Source organism: Streptococcus sp. 2020WUSS084 (genome assembly GCF_044427445.1).
Classification (GTDB): domain Bacteria; phylum Bacillota; class Bacilli; order Lactobacillales; family Streptococcaceae; genus Streptococcus; species Streptococcus suis.
This window is the reverse complement of the sequence record NZ_JAOTGC010000001.1, coordinates 60,277-77,911: the sequence shown is the minus strand read 5'-3', so window position 1 is coordinate 77,911 and position 17,635 is coordinate 60,277. Positions and strand designations below refer to the sequence as shown.

At 38.4% G+C, this 17,635-nt stretch carries 15 protein-coding genes and 2 pseudogenes; 6 read left to right on the top strand and 11 right to left on the bottom strand.

Going from position 1 to position 17,635, the window contains the following annotated elements; all coding sequences use genetic code 11:
* Nucleotides 1–60: 60 nt before the first annotated feature.
* Entirely contained in the window at nt 61–2,286 is a 2,226-nt protein-coding gene (locus ODU50_RS00390; protein WP_105153306.1) for a S8 family peptidase, read from the bottom strand.
* A gap of 5 nt (nt 2,287–2,291) precedes the next feature.
* The gene (locus tag ODU50_RS00385; RefSeq protein ID WP_105153305.1) at nt 2,292–3,335 is read right to left on the bottom strand and encodes an ATP-binding protein; all 1,044 of its coding nucleotides are present in this window, start codon (nt 3,333–3,335) and stop codon (nt 2,292–2,294) included.
* 126 nt (nt 3,336–3,461) lie between these two features.
* On the opposite strand from ODU50_RS00385, the pseudogene ODU50_RS00380 reads away from it, so the two are divergent.
* The 6 genes and pseudogenes from ODU50_RS00380 (at nt 3,462) to ODU50_RS00355 (ending at nt 7,753) form a co-directional block, all read left to right on the top strand.
* A pseudogene (locus ODU50_RS00380) lies at nt 3,462–4,034 on the top strand (recombinase family protein).
* 226 nt (nt 4,035–4,260) lie between these two features.
* Complete coding sequence (locus tag ODU50_RS00375) at nt 4,261–4,758, top strand: hypothetical protein (protein ID WP_105153304.1); 498 nt, start codon at nt 4,261–4,263, stop codon at nt 4,756–4,758.
* Nucleotides 4,759–4,778: 20 nt separating this feature from the next.
* A complete protein-coding gene (locus tag ODU50_RS00370; protein WP_238145689.1) occupies nt 4,779–4,928 on the top strand; it encodes a hypothetical protein in 150 nt (49 codons plus the stop codon).
* Nucleotides 4,885–5,106 carry a DUF4368 domain-containing protein gene (locus ODU50_RS00365; protein ID WP_172033402.1) on the top strand — a complete coding sequence of 74 codons (222 nt, stop codon included), beginning with the start codon at nt 4,885–4,887 and terminating at the stop codon, nt 5,104–5,106. The genes ODU50_RS00370 and ODU50_RS00365 overlap by 44 nt, the downstream gene beginning before the upstream one ends.
* A gap of 296 nt (nt 5,107–5,402) precedes the next feature.
* The gene (locus ODU50_RS00360) at nt 5,403–6,146 is read left to right on the top strand and encodes an ABC transporter ATP-binding protein (protein WP_011922278.1); all 744 of its coding nucleotides are present in this window, start codon (nt 5,403–5,405) and stop codon (nt 6,144–6,146) included.
* The gene (locus ODU50_RS00355) at nt 6,143–7,753 is read left to right on the top strand and encodes a permease (protein WP_105153303.1); all 1,611 of its coding nucleotides are present in this window, start codon (nt 6,143–6,145) and stop codon (nt 7,751–7,753) included. Before ODU50_RS00360 ends, ODU50_RS00355 begins: the two co-directional genes overlap by 4 nt.
* A 43-nt stretch (nt 7,754–7,796) precedes the next feature.
* Here ODU50_RS00355 and ODU50_RS00350 read toward each other — a convergent pair.
* From ODU50_RS00350 to ODU50_RS00310, 9 genes and pseudogenes are all read right to left on the bottom strand, one after another.
* Nucleotides 7,797–8,218 (bottom strand): annotated as a pseudogene (locus tag ODU50_RS00350) (VOC family protein).
* An 88-nt stretch (nt 8,219–8,306) separates the two neighbouring features.
* Nucleotides 8,307–9,062, bottom strand: coding sequence for an LD-carboxypeptidase LdcB/DacB (ldcB, locus tag ODU50_RS00345; RefSeq protein ID WP_105153310.1), 756 nt, complete (start codon nt 9,060–9,062; stop codon nt 8,307–8,309).
* 466 nt (nt 9,063–9,528) lie between these two features.
* The gene (locus ODU50_RS00340; RefSeq protein WP_024414993.1) at nt 9,529–9,780 is read right to left on the bottom strand and encodes a phage holin; all 252 of its coding nucleotides are present in this window, start codon (nt 9,778–9,780) and stop codon (nt 9,529–9,531) included.
* A 386-nt stretch (nt 9,781–10,166) separates the two neighbouring features.
* Entirely contained in the window at nt 10,167–10,931 is a 765-nt protein-coding gene (locus ODU50_RS00335; protein ID WP_002935463.1) for a CPBP family intramembrane glutamic endopeptidase, read from the bottom strand.
* A 77-nt stretch (nt 10,932–11,008) separates the two neighbouring features.
* The gene (locus tag ODU50_RS00330; protein ID WP_105121110.1) at nt 11,009–11,692 is read right to left on the bottom strand and encodes a YjjG family noncanonical pyrimidine nucleotidase; all 684 of its coding nucleotides are present in this window, start codon (nt 11,690–11,692) and stop codon (nt 11,009–11,011) included.
* 259 nt (nt 11,693–11,951) lie between these two features.
* Nucleotides 11,952–12,716: a translation initiation factor 2 gene (locus ODU50_RS00325; RefSeq protein WP_105153302.1), complete on the bottom strand. Its 765-nt coding sequence runs from the start codon at nt 12,714–12,716 to the stop codon at nt 11,952–11,954.
* 438 nt (nt 12,717–13,154) lie between these two features.
* Nucleotides 13,155–15,437: a DNA helicase PcrA gene (pcrA, locus tag ODU50_RS00320; protein WP_105153301.1), complete on the bottom strand. Its 2,283-nt coding sequence runs from the start codon at nt 15,435–15,437 to the stop codon at nt 13,155–13,157.
* A 180-nt stretch (nt 15,438–15,617) separates the two neighbouring features.
* A complete protein-coding gene (gene nox / locus ODU50_RS00315) occupies nt 15,618–16,985 on the bottom strand; it encodes a H2O-forming NADH oxidase (protein ID WP_044759654.1) in 1,368 nt (455 codons plus the stop codon).
* Nucleotides 16,986–17,170: 185 nt separating this feature from the next.
* Complete coding sequence (locus tag ODU50_RS00310; protein WP_002935455.1) at nt 17,171–17,509, bottom strand: ATP cone domain-containing protein; 339 nt, start codon at nt 17,507–17,509, stop codon at nt 17,171–17,173.
* Nucleotides 17,510–17,635 lie beyond the last annotated feature (126 nt).

The following is a 17,635-nucleotide window of genomic DNA, read 5'->3' as shown; positions in this document are numbered from 1 at the left end:
CCGATTCAAACAAAAATACTACAATATTTACCAAATATAAAGGAACACTTTTGACGCTCGTTACTCATCAAAACTAATTTCTTCTTCAGCAATACTGTGAACTTGAATCAGTTCTTCCACATCGATTCTTTGCACTAACCAGCCACGCATTGAGCATTGGTTTATAAAGTCGTCAATCCTGTTTATACCGTTGATTTCTTTAAGAGTGACAACAATTCCAAATTTTAGCCCTTCTCCGTCTCCAGTATTTAATCTCTCCTTAGTCTTGAGACTGAATCCCCATAAGCCATTATCATAAGCTTTCTTCGCACGTCCACGTGGTTTAACATATTCTATAATTGATTTTACATTATCCCATTTTCTGTATTGTTCCCGCGCATCTTCTTCGTGGAGTGCTACATTATCACTTTGCTTATTGTCATTTATTGTTTTAATACCTTTACCATTAGGCAACATTCTTCCGAAATAAATATCTAATTCTGTGTTAGTATAATCAACTCCCTGATTTCTGGAACATTTTGGGAAATAACAGAGTGTCGCTTTAGCAACAAAAGGATGTTGTCCATTTACAATAGGAACTGGTAACTGGTGGTTATATGTATCATACTTGAGAGATTCCCCAGTCAAAATGAATTTTATCTCATCATCTTTTGCATTTATTACTTCATTAATATCTTGAGGAACAACACCGTAACCTATAACATTTGAAGATGCCATATTTTGGCTCCAAGATATAGCTGAATCAATCACTAATGCTTTAGCAACTTCCCTGCTTAATCCCACTTTATGTATGAGGTATGCAATTTTCCTCGTAATCCAAGGCGCTGCAAATGAAGTTCCCTTAACAAAACCTTCTCCTAAAGGGAAACATACCCTAATTCTATCTCTACCATCTCCACCATAATAACTAACATCTGGTTTATTAAAGAAAGATAGAACTTTACCTATTCTGGAATATGAAGCAGGCATATTTTCCCTATTTACTGCGTTAACGATAAGTGAATTTATTGAGTCTGCTGGTGCTCCAATTAACATCGGGCTATTCGAATCTGATGGCTTATTTGTTCCAGCAACAACAAATATAACATCATAATCGTATTGAATTTTATCCAATATTGCCGCCTCAGGAGAGATAAAATCTTTATGAATTTCAAGTGCAGAACCAAGAGATAAATTCCAAACTTTAATTTCTCTATTTTCAGCAACTATCTCTTTTATGTGTTTCATAATGGTAAAGGAACTAAATTGTTTGCTTGTAGCAACACCAAAATGTTTGACTCTGAAACGACCACAATTATCATCAAGATCCGGATTAATTGAAGCCCCATCAACAATTATAGATGATACGCCCGTTCCATGCTCATAATCACTTGACATTTTTTCAATTTGACTATCAACTCTATCTTCATATTTTACCCATTTCGAAAAATAAACGCTCTCATCAAATAAAGTATCAATAACACCGATGATAGGCTCATTGGTAGGATTTGGAATTGACAATATTTGGCTCGATTTTGCCTCATCAAAATCCAGAATATCTAATTGAGATAAATCCACTGTCGCCATAGATATGAGATAAGGTGCCTTTTCCATTATTAAGGCAATCTCATCCGGAGTTAATAAAATGGTTGAATCATCTATTACTCTACCGATAGAAATATCTAAGCCCAATCTACGAAGCAGTTCGGACGTTTGTAGTTCCGTTTTAAACACACTAACAATTGACAGTTGCCCTGAATCAATATTTGCCTCTGGAATAGTGAACTCTGCGATAGAGCTAACATCAACAATGACTTGTAAGAATGTTGTCTTCGATAACTTAGAACTTCCATATGGATACAACTTAGCATTTATTGCATCAACTACTTCTGTAGTAATCTTGCCGGAAAATTCTTCATCAAGAATTTCTATCGCTAAGTCTAATTTATTTATTGTTTCAACAATAGTATTGTTATCAACATAGTAAGTAATGGCATGTCGTATCTTGTCACCTTCTATATAACGAGCACCAACAATTAGATCATTTGGAAAAGTACGACTATTCTTCTTTAATAGCTCTTTTGCTCGCCGACTCTTAGCTACTATGTCTTTATAAACAATTGTTATAAAAGCTCCTTCAAAATAGGTAACAGTTTCCCAGTATTGTCTTAGTGACTCTAGCTGATTTCTTAACTCCACTAACTCATTAATCGTCACAACTTTATTGGATAAGAGTTTGGGTGCTCCTGGCTTACTACTACTCGATCGTTGCTCAAAACGCCCTTTCAATTGTAAAAGATCATTCATCTATATCAATCCTCCTTTAATTCTCTAGCTGTTTGACTTTTAGATATTCCTGTCAAAATTTCGATTTCTCTTACCGTAAAACCTAATTCTTTCAACTCTTTTAAGGTTGTGTTGTCAACCGGTTTATAAAAAATTGAAAATAATCGTCGTAAATAGTCGAACTTATCTGTTAGACTACTGAATGCGACTGCACTTTTCAAGGTATTCTTAAGCTCCCCAGGATATGGAATAGGGGAACAAAGCGCAACTATCTTTTTAAAAAGTCTCACATTTTTACCAGAATGCTTTGAATCGTTCAAAATAGTTGACATCATAGATTCCGCAATCACCAATAAATCTTCTTGACTATATCGATTAAAATTAATAACTGCATCAAATCTTCGAATTAGAGCTTTATCAAAAGCGCTAAATAAATTAGTGGTTGCAATCAAAACAATTCCGTCTCTCAACGTATCCATCCCTTTTAATATTGCTGTAGTTGCACGCCCCATCTCCCTAAGATCATTATTATCTAATCTGTTTAATGCAATAGCATCAATTTCATCGAACAAGATAAGCGTTTGTTCAGGGTGTGTAAAACTATTGATTTCTTTAAATAAATTAGCTATATTTTTTGCAGTTTGACCTAGTTTACTATCAATAATAGTTTCAAAATCTACAACATATAGTTCTCTTTGCAGCAAGCGAGCAATCTGCTTTACTGTTTCTGTCTTCCCTGTCCCAGGTGCACCTTCAAACAGAAATTTATCTACCCCAATGTTTCGTCGCACGGCGTTCACCACTCCTATAACATCTGAAGATATAGCTTCTGGAAGTGGTAAAGGGTTGAAATTTGTCAACTGAATTTTTCTTAGTGATTCAAATTTTTCTTCACTTACTTGTGGAATAAATGTATTGTTTTCTGAAAGCATTGCTATAATATATTCTGCTAATTGGTGATCCCCCGCTTTGTCGAATGCTTTAGCTATCTCATAAGCTTCAGTTCTAAATCCAGAAGTATTGCCCTCTGTAAAATATCTAATAAGGTTTATCACTTGTTTTTTTTTCATCTGTCTATCCTCCTAGAAATATAATAACAATCTTTTGGGACAAAGTCAATGTTATAGGGACAAAAACATCTTTTTAATATACAAGAAATCTAAAAAATTATTACATAATTATAATTTTCTTCTAAAATAGAACCGGGATTAGAAGTTCAAAAAGAAGCCCTGAACTTCTGCGACAAACTCTACATCGAAAAAGAATCTGGACCGCCCACAACTTCAAAAAGCTCTCAAGCTCGCCAAAGAATGTACCGACACCGACAGCGGCATAAAAACTAGCTTTGTGGTGTATAAGCTAGACCGCCTAACCAGAAAAATGCTCCACCTGTCTGCTATCATCTCGAAACTAACCAGCTACAATATCCGCCTTCAATCTCTTCACGAACAAATTGAAACAGACCACTGACCGGCAAGTTCTTCTGCCTTATATTGGGCTATGTGGCAGAGTGGGAGCTTCAAGCTATTTCGGCACGCACCAAAGACGGACTACGTAAAGCTAAAGAACGAGATGTGAAATTAGGAAATGAAGGTATATCAAAATCGAAAGAAAAGCAAGTTATTATAAGTTATCTGGAAGAAGAGCTGACCGTTCGAGACCTCGCCAGCCAGTTCCAGATTTCTACCGCTACCATTTATAGCGTCCTGAAGCGTAATAATATCCAAATAAACAGAAAAATTAACCCAAAAATCGTTGACAAAAACTAGAAAAAACAGTAAAGTAAGATCGTGAAAAGTTTTAGTGGACGGTCGTTTGTTAAAACAATTAAAGGTATCAATAAAAAATATTAGAAATGCTGATTTGACGGGGTTTTTGAAGCCTTGCCAAGTCGGCATTTTTTGATTTTTCATTGTTTTAGTTAACGACCATTCACTAAAACACACTCAAACCCTATTGTAGCAGGGATTTTGATGAAAAAAATGGAGGGATTTTATGGAAAAGATAATAATTACTTGTATAATAGGTATTTTTATCTATTGTATCCGCAATTTCTTCATAGGGCAACGCCGAGATGAGCTACTCAATCAAGGAGCTATCGAATCGCGAGATAAATTATTTCTATCTCAAGAGCATTACTTCTTTTCAAGCAAAATTAGTTCTGTTCAAGAGATATTATCCGTATTGGATATGGGGAGTTTCAAAGATAACCATATCCAACTGCTAAACGTAACAGATGACGGTGCTGCTGTTTTCAAAATAACGAACAATATCATTGTCAAGGAAAGCTATGTTCTCGCTCTTTTAGCGTCTGAAATTAGAAATGAAGAAAAAGCGTATGTGCTTGTTATCACCAACACATATAATTGCGATAAGAGTATTATAGAAAATCCTTACAATGTCTTATTGACTCAAGTCGAGCGAGCTATCAAAAAACTTGATAGCAATACAACGGTTGAACGTCGCGTCATCCAATACCATACAACAAAATAAAATTATTTAGGAGATTAAAAATGAATGCAGAAACACTTTATGTAATCCTCGTCATCGGATTGATTATTGGTGCCTATATTTTGAAACATATTTTGATGAAGGGTATATATCATTTAGAAGACTCATATAAAAATAAACGCAACCAAGCTAAACAAAGAGGTTCTGGTTAGCCAGACCGAATCTACGCAAAACACTGACAAGTTTATGCGAACTATTCGCCAATACACAAAACTTGAGAACTTGACAACACAACTGATTGATAAAATCGTCATTCACCAACCAACTGGACGTGGCAAAAATCGCCAAGTTACGATTGAACTACATTATCGATTTATCGGAGAACTATAAAACGAGCAAACTAAAACCCGCTCGTAAAATAATAGCTAACGGACTGCTCGGTGAGATGTGGACATTATAGCAAATTTTCTGATAATCGAGCTTATTACATTCCTTTTTACACTCGACTTCTTGGAATATATCCGCATCTATACTACAAAAATATTGATAGAAACTATTGCTTTTGTACTAATTCAGCAGTATAATAAATGTAATTAATTGTATATATTATTCGAAGAACATTTGGAATAAGGCTTGGAATACCTACAAGCCCCTACTTTTAGTTCACGAATAACAAGGAGGTTATTATGATACAATTTGACCATATCACAAAAACATACGGCGAAACAATCGCACTTGATGACCTAAATTTGACAATTGAAAGCGGCGAGATTTTCGGTTTAATTGGTCACAATGGGGCAGGAAAAACAACGACAATCAGTCTACTGACTTCGATAATCGAAGCCAGTTATGGAACTATCTCTGTTGATGGTTTAAACCTAGAGGAAAACCGCGATGAAGTCAAAAAACGGATAGCCTATGTTCCAGATTCGCCAGACATCTTCCTACACTTAACAGCTTTTGAATACTGGCACTTTATGGGCAAGGTCTATGGTGTAGAAAAGGATACAGTTGATGACCGTATCGCTAAACTATCTAGTCTATTTGATATGACAGCGCGCCAGCATGAGCCTATTGATAGTTTTTCACACGGTATGCGTCAGAAAACCATTATTATTGGTGCATTGATCCCTAACCCTGATATTTGGATTTTGGATGAACCCCTAACTGGACTGGATCCTCAGGCCTCTTTCGACCTAAAACAAATGATGAAAGAACATGCTCAATCTGGTCACACCGTTCTATTTTCTACACACGTCCTTTCAGTAGCTGAACAACTCTGTGACCGCATTGCTATTCTCCGAAAAGGGCAACTCATTTTCGTAGGAAGTCTTGATGAACTCAAATCACAGTATCCAGATAAAGATTTGGAAACCATCTATTTGGAATTAGCTGGACGCCAACAAGTGAAGGCAGGTGAGGAAGTATGAGTAAATCCATCATTTGGGAATTAGTAAAGATTAATATTCTTTATTCCAACCCTCAACTTCTAGCTTCCGTCAAGAAGAAACAAAGTAAGCGCAAAGACGCCTCCTTTTCAGCCTATAAAAGTGTCCTCTTGCAACAAGTATTTATGGTTTTGAGTTTCGGACTTCTCTATTCTGTCTTTTTCATGGGAGTAGATTATAGTCAGTCTATCGGTTTCTTTTCTCTGCAACTAGCGCTCTTTACCATTATTGCCATTGTCTACGGTTTTACAGGTTTCTTCTCCGTTTTCTACGACAGTAAGGATACAAAGTTGTATTTAGCACTTCCCCTGAAGCCACAAGAAGTCTTCCTCGCTAAAATCCTCTCTGCACAAGGGATGGTCCTACCCTTCCTCATGCCGTGTCTGTCTTTACTTCTAATCACTTACTGGCAAATTGGCGGTCCGCTCCTCGCCTTAGCTTCCATTCCTTCCTTTTTGATTCTCTGGATTTTAGTTAATTTAGTCAATCTGATTATCATGCACTTTGTTGGGGAAGTTCTGACAAAAAGCCCTCGTAAAACCTTGATTTCTACAATCCTGATGACAGGTTCTTCCTTGCTGGCTTTTGCTGCACTCATGTTCCTGCAATCTCAGCAGACCGTTTCACTCGAATCTGGTGGCTTTGTTGATTTTCCTATCATACCCGTATTTGCTGGATTCCATTACTTGGTCAGCCATACTATCTCACTAGAAACACTCCTTCATTTTGGACTTCCTCTCATTTTGATGAGTGGACTTATTGTGTTTGCGTTTAAAACTGTCATTCCCAACTACTTTAATCAAGTTTTGGCGATTGAAAATGCTTCGACAAAACGAACCAATAATGCTAAATCTGCCAAGATTCCTAGCAATCTCAATCAGGCTTTAGTGAAACACCACCTATCTACTCTTAAAGATAGCAACCTCATGGTCCAAACCATGATACAACCAATCATTATGGGAGTGGCGCTTTTTCCAAGTTTTAGCCGTTTCACGGAGAATGGTGGTCTGAGTTCAGTTGAATGGGATTTCTTTGGTATTGCTCTATTAGCTGGATTCTTGCTTGGCAGTCTATTTGCTGGTTCTACAACCTTCATCGGAGTGGCCATGTCATTGGAGAAGGAAAATTATCATTTCATTCGAACACTTCCTATAAGTTTCAAAAAATTTATCATCCAAAAATTCTGGGTATTGGCTGCCGTGCAATTTGCACTACCGACTCTACTTTACTTCGCTTTGGCTCTAGGTTTCATGAAAGTCAAATTCATTCTAGCATTCTTCTTTACAGTCGGCATCATCATTTCAGCCCTGCTAACTGGTCAGATTTATTACTGGCGTGACCAACGACTCCTCATGCTCAACTGGCAAAATAGTAACCAGTTATTTGGTCGCGGAGCGGGTCAATGGTTGATTGCTGGATCTATCATAGGAACAATGTTTCTCGGAGCCATTATTCTAGTTTTCAGCATCATATTAGCTGGCACTATTGGTGCAGCTTATGTAAGCTCAGCCTTGATGACCTTACTGCTTATCCTATCAGCTACTCTTCAACTGTATATTTACAAAGCTTATTGGCAAAAACTAAAATAGATTGGACAATGTCCAATCTATTTTAGTTTTCTGCGTAATATTCCTAACCGTAGCCTTCTACTTCAGCATTGATTTGCCAAGAGATACCAAACTTGTCTGTTACATTGCCATAGGCAGGAGACCAAGGAACTGCTTGAAGTTCCATATTGATAGCAGTTGCATCTACGGATAACTTGCTGTATAGTTCCTGCGCTGTCTCAGCATCATCTGTGATAAGCGCAACTGTAATATTGTCACCTACTGTATAAGGCATTTCTGGGTTGTTGTCTGACAACATAAACCGTTGACCATTCAAACGAAACTGTGCATTCATCACGTAATTTTCTAGTTCAGCAGGGCAGTCTGGTAAGAATCTTTAAATAGATTTACTTGCTCAACTGTTGCCCCAAGAGCATTTTTATAAAACTCGATGGCTTCCAAACCATTACCATTAGTAACCAAGTATACTTCCATTGCTTTGAGCATGATGGACCTCCAAAATTATGATGGTTTATTATATCACGAGTTAGTTATACGGACAAATTTTTCGACTTATTTCTGACTAAATGTAAAATTAGTAGTCTCCACCTGGTACACCAAAATATTCTTCCAAGGTCAAGCCTGAATTGTAAATATCTGTCGCTTCTTGACCAATATATCGCACATGCCAGGATTCTGCCATATAGCCTGTGCTGGATTCTTTTCCTGGAAGATAGCGGACAATAAAGCCATATAGATGCGCATTCGTAGCCAACCACTGAGAAGCATTGGGCTCTTCTAATAAATTACCACTTGTATCCAATAAATCAAAGGCTAATCCTGTCTGATGTTCACTATATCCAGCTCTTGCAGAATACCTATCTGCCGCTGCTTGTCCTTCCTGATTTACATAAGACTGGTAGAGACTTGCCTGAGTTTCATAGGAACGAAACCCACTATAGTTATTGGAGATACCAAATCCTAGCGCCTGCATATCTGCTATTAATCGTTGAAAAGCTGCTAAGGCTTCAGGATTTTCGCCCGGTGCATAATCAGCTGCAAGCGGATGCTTTTTATTTGTGATAATCACTTCGCCATATTTTCCTTGTACACTATAATAGGAACCGTTAAAATTTACCTGAGTCTCTGTACTTGTTACTTCCTGATCCGTTTCCGCCGATGTAGAGCTGCTTGTTGACTGCTCCGAAGTTGTTGAAGCAGACTGACTTGAAGTAGTCGAGACAACTGTTGACGAATTTTGGGTAGTATTGGCCTGATCCGGCTTTTGATGACATGCTGCTAGTAACAGTATTGTCGGCAAGCATATTAGAATAGTACGTTTCATTATTATCACTCCGTTCTCTTATAATTATGTCTATTGTAGCACAATCATAAGACCCCGTCTAATGGTGGCTTATGATTTTAACCATTAATATTTTAATGCACGTTGAACTTCTCTAGATTTGTTTTCTTTACAAGAATGCACATTTACCACTGTTGCAAAAATGATAACATACATGTCATAAAAAGAAACACCAGCCTTTCGACTGGTGGACATATATGATGTTAAATACCTGTATTCACAAGTAAAGTGATTTATATACAAATAGTTTTTGAGGAAATACTGACTGTATTTTGAAAAATCAGTATTAGCTAGAGATACTGATACTCAATGAAAATCAAAATCAGACTAGGCGACGCAGATGCAGATAGAACTGAAGTTCATCAAATCAAGTCAACAACGTCTGATTTTGATTTTCGAAGAGTATGAACTGTAAGTACAGCTGAGATACCTCAGCAATAGTCCCTACCAAACATTATTTTTGATTTTTAGATGACATACCGTTTTTTATGATGTCTTCTACCTTCACATCCGGTTTATTATTTAGCACTCCTAAAAATACAAGAATACTGAGGATAATACAAATAGTCTGCTCGATTTGGTTTAAAGTACGACTACACTCAATATTGAAATAACAAACCAGAACATTATCAACGAGCATCAATACCAACGAAATTAGTCCAATCCAAAACATATGTTTTTTCAAACGATTCTTTATTTGTTTCATATCTATACTCCTTTTTGATGTATAAAAATACATTTTACCATAAATAAATCATTAATTCAAAAAATATAGAATAAAAATATGATAAAGCAATCGAAATTTGACTGAATAGAATACAAAGTTTCACTATGGTCGAATGAATTAGCTTTCAGACAAGGAACTAAGGTACAGGTTGCTAGGCTGTTCTAGGTTGGAAATAAGACTTGCGAAGCTAGAGTACAGCAAGCGAATGAGACAATGTATCAAAGCTAATTCAAATGTCTATATATCAGCACAATAAAACGGATGATGATACCGAGTTGATAGAAACTACATATCATCATCCGTTTGTCAGCTGTAGGGAGAAAGAAATTTTATCCGATTAGCTTGATGTCCGTTCTTCACATTGTTTACCCTGCAATAAACAATGTGAAGAAACTTGTACCAACCATATCCGCAAGAGCATGTCCTAAGAAATATGGCAATAAATTATCATTTTTCCTTGTGTACATGTAGTAATAGAAAAGGCCGAAGGCTACACCAATAACAAGAGCAGATACCATTCCTTGATAGGTATGGAAAGATATACGGACAATTGTTGAAAAGAGTAAGACCAGCGAACGCTTTTTCTTATCTGTACTCAACAATAAGCCTAAGAAAAAGAACTCTTCATAGAGGCCATTAAACAAGGAATAGATAACTGTGCTGTAGTCAACGGCTAGGAAACGGTTGAGCACTGTCATGATATTCCAGTCATAATAAGGCAAGTATCCAAGGTAATTATATCCACCAGATAGACCAGGAATATATGAAAAAGCTGTAAATGTCAAATCGCTAATCAGGCCCGCACCAATGAAAATCAGTGGTCCCCAGAGTAGAACGGTCCATTCTAATTTTACTTTTAGCTGCTTGAAATCATAATTCCGAATCAATAAATACACCAGGGCAAACAGGAATAATTTTCCTTGATTGGCTAGAGCCCACCAATTATCGGCTGGACTAAACGACAGAACTCCTGTTTCAACGGTTTCTGTTGCGGAAAATGATGCTATCCATTGCATGGTTGAGGTATAAATAGCATTACCACATAAAATCGTTGTGATAATAATCAAATCTATCCAAGTGAGTTCTTTTAGGGGCTTGGTTGGACGAATGCGTCTCAGTAATCTTTTCACTTTTTCCTCCTTATATTTTGTACATATTCTTTCTGTATAATTATATACTAAAATCCTTATAAGTTTCTTAAAATATCTTATAACAAATCTAATAATTCTTGATAGCTATGAATGGTATAGGTTGGAACTGCTTTACTCTTGTTTATCATATGAGTTGGATTGTACCAAACAGTATCCATGCCAGCATTATTGCCGCCTTGAATATCTGCTGTCAAACTGTCTCCAATCATTAAGGCTTGGTCAAACTGAAAACCTGCAATCTGCTCTGCTATTTTTTCATAAAAATCAGCCGCAGGCTTTTGCGTCCCCATCTGCTCAGAAATAAATACTTCTTTAAAATACGATTGAATCGGTGAGTGAAGCAAGCGATTTTCCTGTATATAGGTCACGCCGTTGGTCGCTGCATAAATCTGGTAGCCTCGGTGTGTCAATTCCTGCAAAAGCTTATCTGCACCTGTAAAAATTTGTCCCTGCCGCCCAATAAATTCTTGGTAGCGCAAGGCCATCTCCCTTCCATCAACTTGCCGACCAAAGTGGGCAAAGGTCCGTGAAAAGCGGGTGTTTATTAGCTCTTTCTTTGTAATGTTCCCTTTTTCCAAATCCTTCCACATGCCCTGATTGAGTGGTCGATAGACTTCTTTAAAAGCTTGAATATCTTCAACCTCCATAGCTGTCAAAAACTGGGTTAAGGCTACTTCTTCTCCACGGCTAAAATCAAGAAGAGTATGGTCAAGATCAAAGAGTAAGTGTTTGTATTGCAAGATGATAGGTCCTTTCTAAGCAGAAACTACTGAAACGATGTCAGGCAGTATATCTAAAGTATACCACAGTTTCTAAAAAAATAGCTCCGTGTCCTAGGCTCTATTATACTGTTTTTCAGATTTCAGTAGCTCTGGACGTACGGGTTTCCTCATCATAATATTCAAGCACTGGTTTATTCAAGTAAAGAGAAGAGGACTCGCAGAAAAAGGCAATCGTAGTAGCCTTAACTACACACGATTGCCACTGGTTGGTTTAGTTCTACAAATTTAAGTTATTATTTGGGGGCCATTCAACTTTCACATCAAGTCCTGCAAGCGAAGTTGGTTCACTCAAGTATGATGTTCTAGCATAGAAGTTTTTCATTACCGCTACCAGAGGGAAGGAAGTGTTGGTATTTTGTGGATTTGTTACTTCTGCTGACAACTGGTAGGTCACTGGTCTGCTATGACCAGGCTTATCAATGTAATAAATCTCTGAAAATAAATTTCTATCTTTCCATTGGTTTACTTGACCACTACCTACACGACCAGCAGACCAGCCCCATTGGCTTTCGAAATTACGATCTCCAGACGCGTTGCTTTCTTTTTTAAAGAGACGGTACTTACTGTCAGAGCTGTTAGTATTGTCATTGGTATCATTTGGGAATTGATTTAATAGCTCTTGCCCTGTCTGCGTATCAGTAATACTTTTCAACTTTAAGCCCTCAGGAATAATAAAGTAGTACCCTCCCTTGTCATTGGTGAAGTTCCAATGTGTAGGATCGAACTTTACTTTCCATGTAAACTCATTATTGCTATTTGTCGAAAAATCCTCAATAGATACTGACTTTCGGACCAAGTCGTTATAGTTAGTTTCTTGAATAGGATCCCCTAGAGAAAAGATAGGTGAATTTTGAGGGATATTATTTGTTATTTGCACCTTTCCCTCTTCATTTGCTTTTACGGTTGGTGTCTGTGTAAACAGCAATCCTCCCAATACGGTAGCACTTAAAAATAAACTTGATATAATTTTACGTTTGCTCATAAGAGTCTCCTTCTTTTATTTGATCTATTTTTGCGCTAGCTACAAAAATATTGGCAAGCTAATCGTCCCATTTCTAGGCTATCCCTTCCTTACTAAGATGAGAGTCTCTAGCAAATAAAAGACTTTTAACTACTATCAGTATAACAATACAAGTAGTATTTTCTCTTGGAGCCATCCGTTTTTTTCTATATTTGTAGTTTATCATATGGATGGTAAGACACACTCTAAAAACATCCGATTCAAAATTCAAAATTTGCTTATCTAGATGTCATCAAAGCGTGCAAGATTGTTTCGATGCTTTAAGCAGTATACAAAAAATCACCTCAAAACAGTCAGGTCAAGACCCATTTTGAGGTGATATATATCGTTCTAAAAATAATATTATGAAGACGTCGCAAGTCTTGTAAAATGCGATGTTTCCTCTTCACTTTTGATTCATCACGACTCTTCCTTACTAATCGGTGCTAAGCTTGCCAAGACTTTTTTGAGTCCCATATCCGGGAAATTGATTTTGAGTTCTTGGTTGCTGCCTGTACCTGATACTTCAAGAACAGTTCCACGGCCCCATTTTTTATGGACAGCGATGTCACCAACTGACCAGTTGGTGCCTGAGCTTGACGATTTGTTGCTTGATGCGAAGGGCATGCTGCCTCCGAGCTTGGCAGATGGTTGGACGGTTGCTTTTCGGCCTTGCATGGCCTCTTGTAAGCTCATACCTTGTCCAAACTGTGTCGCTCTGCCATTGACATAAGAGGCCTTAAAGCTAGTATTTGCAGGACGAGCAAGGCCTTGATAGTCCAATAGATCGCTGGAAATTTCGCGAATAAAGCGACTTGGCTGATTGTAATTGCTGCGGCCAAAAAGGAGTCGAGAATTGGCATTTGTCAGATAAAGGGTCTGCTCTGCCCGTGTGATACCCACATAGGCAAGTCGACGTTCTTCTTCCAACTCATCCTCATCTTCTGCTGCACGACTGAGTGGGAAGACATTTTCCTCCATACCAATCAAGAAAACAACCGGAAACTCTAGACCTTTTGCTGCGTGGAGGGTCATGAGGGTGACCTCCGATGCCTCACGGCTATCGTCGTCCGTATCAGCAATCAATGCCAAATCAAGCAGGAAACGAGTCAAGCGATCCAGACCTGTTTCTTCTTCCTCAATATTCTTCTCATCGAAGTTTTTGGTCACAGATAGGAATTCTTGGATGTTTTCAATGCGAGCATTGGCTTCTAGTGTATTTTGAGCTGCAAGGGCATCGATGTAGCCTGTTTGGTTCAATACTGCCTCGACTACTTGGGTAACCGTCAAGTTGTCTAATTGATTACGAAGATTATAGAGGAGATTGGCTAGGTCAAAGACTGCCTGCGCTGCCTTCCCTTTAATCGGCGACAACATAATATCCTGAGAAGCTTCTAGCAAGGACATGCTGTGGCTGGTCGCAAAATCACGGAGTTTGTCAACCGTACCAGGTCCAACGCCACGTTTGGGCTCATTGACAATACGTTCGTAGGAGATATTATCTGATGGGTTGGCAATGATATTCAAATAAGAAATCACATCTCGAATTTCCTTACGGCTGTAGAACTTGGTACCACCGACCATGGTGTAAGGAATGTTGGACTTAAGTAGGGCTTCTTCAATGGTACGGGATTGGGCATTGGTACGGTAGAGAACTGCAAAATCCTTATAAGCCTTGCCTTCTCGGTGCAACTGGTCAATCTGCCCTGCGACAAAAATCGCCTCGTCATTCTCATCTCTGGCACGATAGTAGGTAATCAAATCCCCTTGGGCATTCTGTGTCCAGAGTTTTTTTGGACGGCGATTGCGGTTGTTTTCGATGACCTCATTGGCAGCCTGCAAGACGTTCTTGGTCGAACGATAGTTTTCCTCCAAAAGCACAACCTTGCTCTCTGGATAGTCCTTTTCAAAGTCCAGGATATTTTGCATATCCGCACCACGCCAACCATAGATAGACTGGTCCGCATCACCGACCACGCAGATATTCTTGAAACGTGATGCCAGGAGCTTGACCAATTGGTACTGGGCATGGTTGGTATCCTGATACTCATCGACATGGATATACTGGAATTTCTGCTGGTAATAGGTCAGGACCTCTGGATTTTGATCAAAAAGGCGGAGCGTCAACATAATCAAATCATCAAAGTCAACAGCCTCTGACTGTCTTAGTTCCTTTTGATAAGCCATGTAGCATTTAGCAACAATCTGCGTGTATAGATCGCCTGCCTGGGCTTCAAATGCCTTGTCATCAATCAAGTCATTTTTGGCATTGGAAATGGTTCCCAGGATAGAACGTTCACTCCACTTTTTCGGATCTAAATTCAGATTTTTCAAAATCCGTTTCATGAGACTACGTTGCTCACCAGGGTCTACGATGGTAAAATTGCGATTGTAGCCGATATGATCAGCATCACGACGCAAAATCCGCACACACATGGAGTGGAAAGTAGCTATCAAACAATCTTGCGTAGCAGGATTGAGGGCGTAGGCCCGCTCCTTCATCTCACGCGCCGCTTTATTGGTAAAGGTAATGGCCAAGATATTCCAAGGATTGACCATTTTTTCATCAATCAAGTAGGCGATGCGGTGGGTCAGGACTCGCGTCTTACCCGAACCAGCCCCTGCCATAATCAATAGCGGGCCTTCCGTTGTCTGCACCGCTTCCGCCTGTCTGTCATTCATTCCGTTTAATAATGGGTTCATTTTCTCTTACTTTCTCTAAAAAATCATTCTCTCCATTATACCAAAAAATCATTTTTAGGGCAGGTGGTAAATTAGAAAGATCAACTAATCGTTGAGTGATGAATTTCCAAATTTGGAGGGTCATTAGTAGCAAGCACCAAAAAAGCCCAGAGTTATCTCTGAGCTTTTGTATTCAATTGATTATTCAGCACCCAAGGCAGCTACTGTGATGTAGTTGTAAGGTTTGTTGAAGTGTGGCAAGAAGAACAAGTCTGTCAAGGCCAATTTTTCGATTGTTACGCCTTCTTGGATTGCCAATGAGAAGAGGTGGATACCCAATGAGATATCTTCACGAGCAGCCATTTGTGCACCAAGGATACGACGTGAATCTTTATCGTAAACAATCTTGATTGTAACTGGGAAGTTACCATGCTCCATGAATTCTGGTTTTTGGTTGTCCGTTACTTCAGTAACAGCAGCATTCAAACCAAGACGAGTAGCTTTTTCAAGTGTCAAACCAGTTGATACAAGGTTAAGACCGTAGATAGAGATACCGTTAGAACCTTGTACACCGATACCTTCAAGGTCAGTGCCACAGATGTTGTGAGCTGCTACGATACCAGTACGTACTGCGTTTGAAGCCAAAGCAATATAGCTTGTATCGCCAGTAGCGTTGTCATAAATAGTTGCACAGTCACCGATAGCATAAACGCCTGGGATAGAAGTTTCTTGGCGTTTGTTTACAAGGAAGGCACCGTTACGGAAACGCTCGATTCCTTCACCTGCAAGCGCAGTGTTTGGACGGAAACCAACAGCCAAGATAACCATATCAACATCGTATTCGTTCTTATCAGTGATGATTTTCTCAACTTTACCATTACCAGCAACCTCTTTAACAGTTTCGCCGAAGGCAAGTTTGATACCATGCTCTTCCAAGTTTTTAGCCATAAGGTCTGACAAGTCGCGGTCATAGTAACCAGCCAAACATGTATCCACAACGTCAATAAGTACTACTTCTTTACCTTTACGTTGGAATGCTTCCGCAAGCTCAACACCGATGTAACCAGCACCAACAACTGCGACGCGGTTGATGTCTTTGTTTTTCAATTTTTCAATAACATCTGCTGAGTTTTGGTACAATTTAACGAATTGCAAGTTTTCAAGAGTTGCTTCAAATTCAAGAGAACCTTCTTTGATTTCAGCTCCTTTGATTGGTGGCAAGACAGGTTGTGAACCAGTTGCGAAAAGAAGTTTTTCAAATGATTCAACATGTTCTTGACCATTTACAAGCGCTGTAACTGTTTTGGCATCATAGTCAATATTTGTAACAGGTGATTCCATGTATACTGTCGCGCCCAAGCTCTCCAACTCTTCTTTGTTTGAGTAGAAAAGTCCTTCAGGACCGCCAATTTGCTCACCGATCCACAAAGCCATACCACAACCCAAGAATGAAATATTTGAGTTTTGGTCAAATACAACGATTTCGTTTTCTTGACCATAATTTGTCAACATAGTTTTGATTGCGGCAGTACCAGCATGGTTAGCACCGACAACAACGATTTTAGCCATAATGTAAAATCTCACTTTCGAAAATATATTTTTTTACGAACTATATTATACAATACAAATGTTACCGATTTCAAAAAATATGCTCAGAATATCACATTTTTTTCAAAAAGTTTTTGAAATGCTATTTTCTTTAAACAATGTAAAGATATATAAAAGCAAAAAACCTAGATTTCTCTAGGTTTCTCTTAACGTACTTGTTCAAAACGCAGATGTACAATAATCTTATCGCCATAGCCGTTACGTTCCAAATCACGTTGCAAGCGATAGGAAATGTAATGCTCAGCAATAGAAATATACCCTGCATCTAAAAGACGGTGTTCAACTTGCGACTGAACCATGCTAATCGTTGGTCGCTCTGTATGAGCTTCTTCCAAGTCAAGCACTACTTTCTTTGTGACCTGTGCAAGATTTTTCCGCCAAGTTTCATCAATGACATAGACTGTCTGTGCAGCTTTAATGATGGCTTGGTAGATTTTATCTGGGTCAAATTCAACAATCTCTCCACTACGTTTAATGACTTGCATAAAAGCTCCTTTCTGGTTTTCAGTAAACCCTTTCATACTTACATTATCTAGGTTTTTGTGTATTTTGTCAAGTATTCTTTTTCATAAATTTTGCCTTGGCTTATTTTCGCTGAAAGCCCTTTAGTA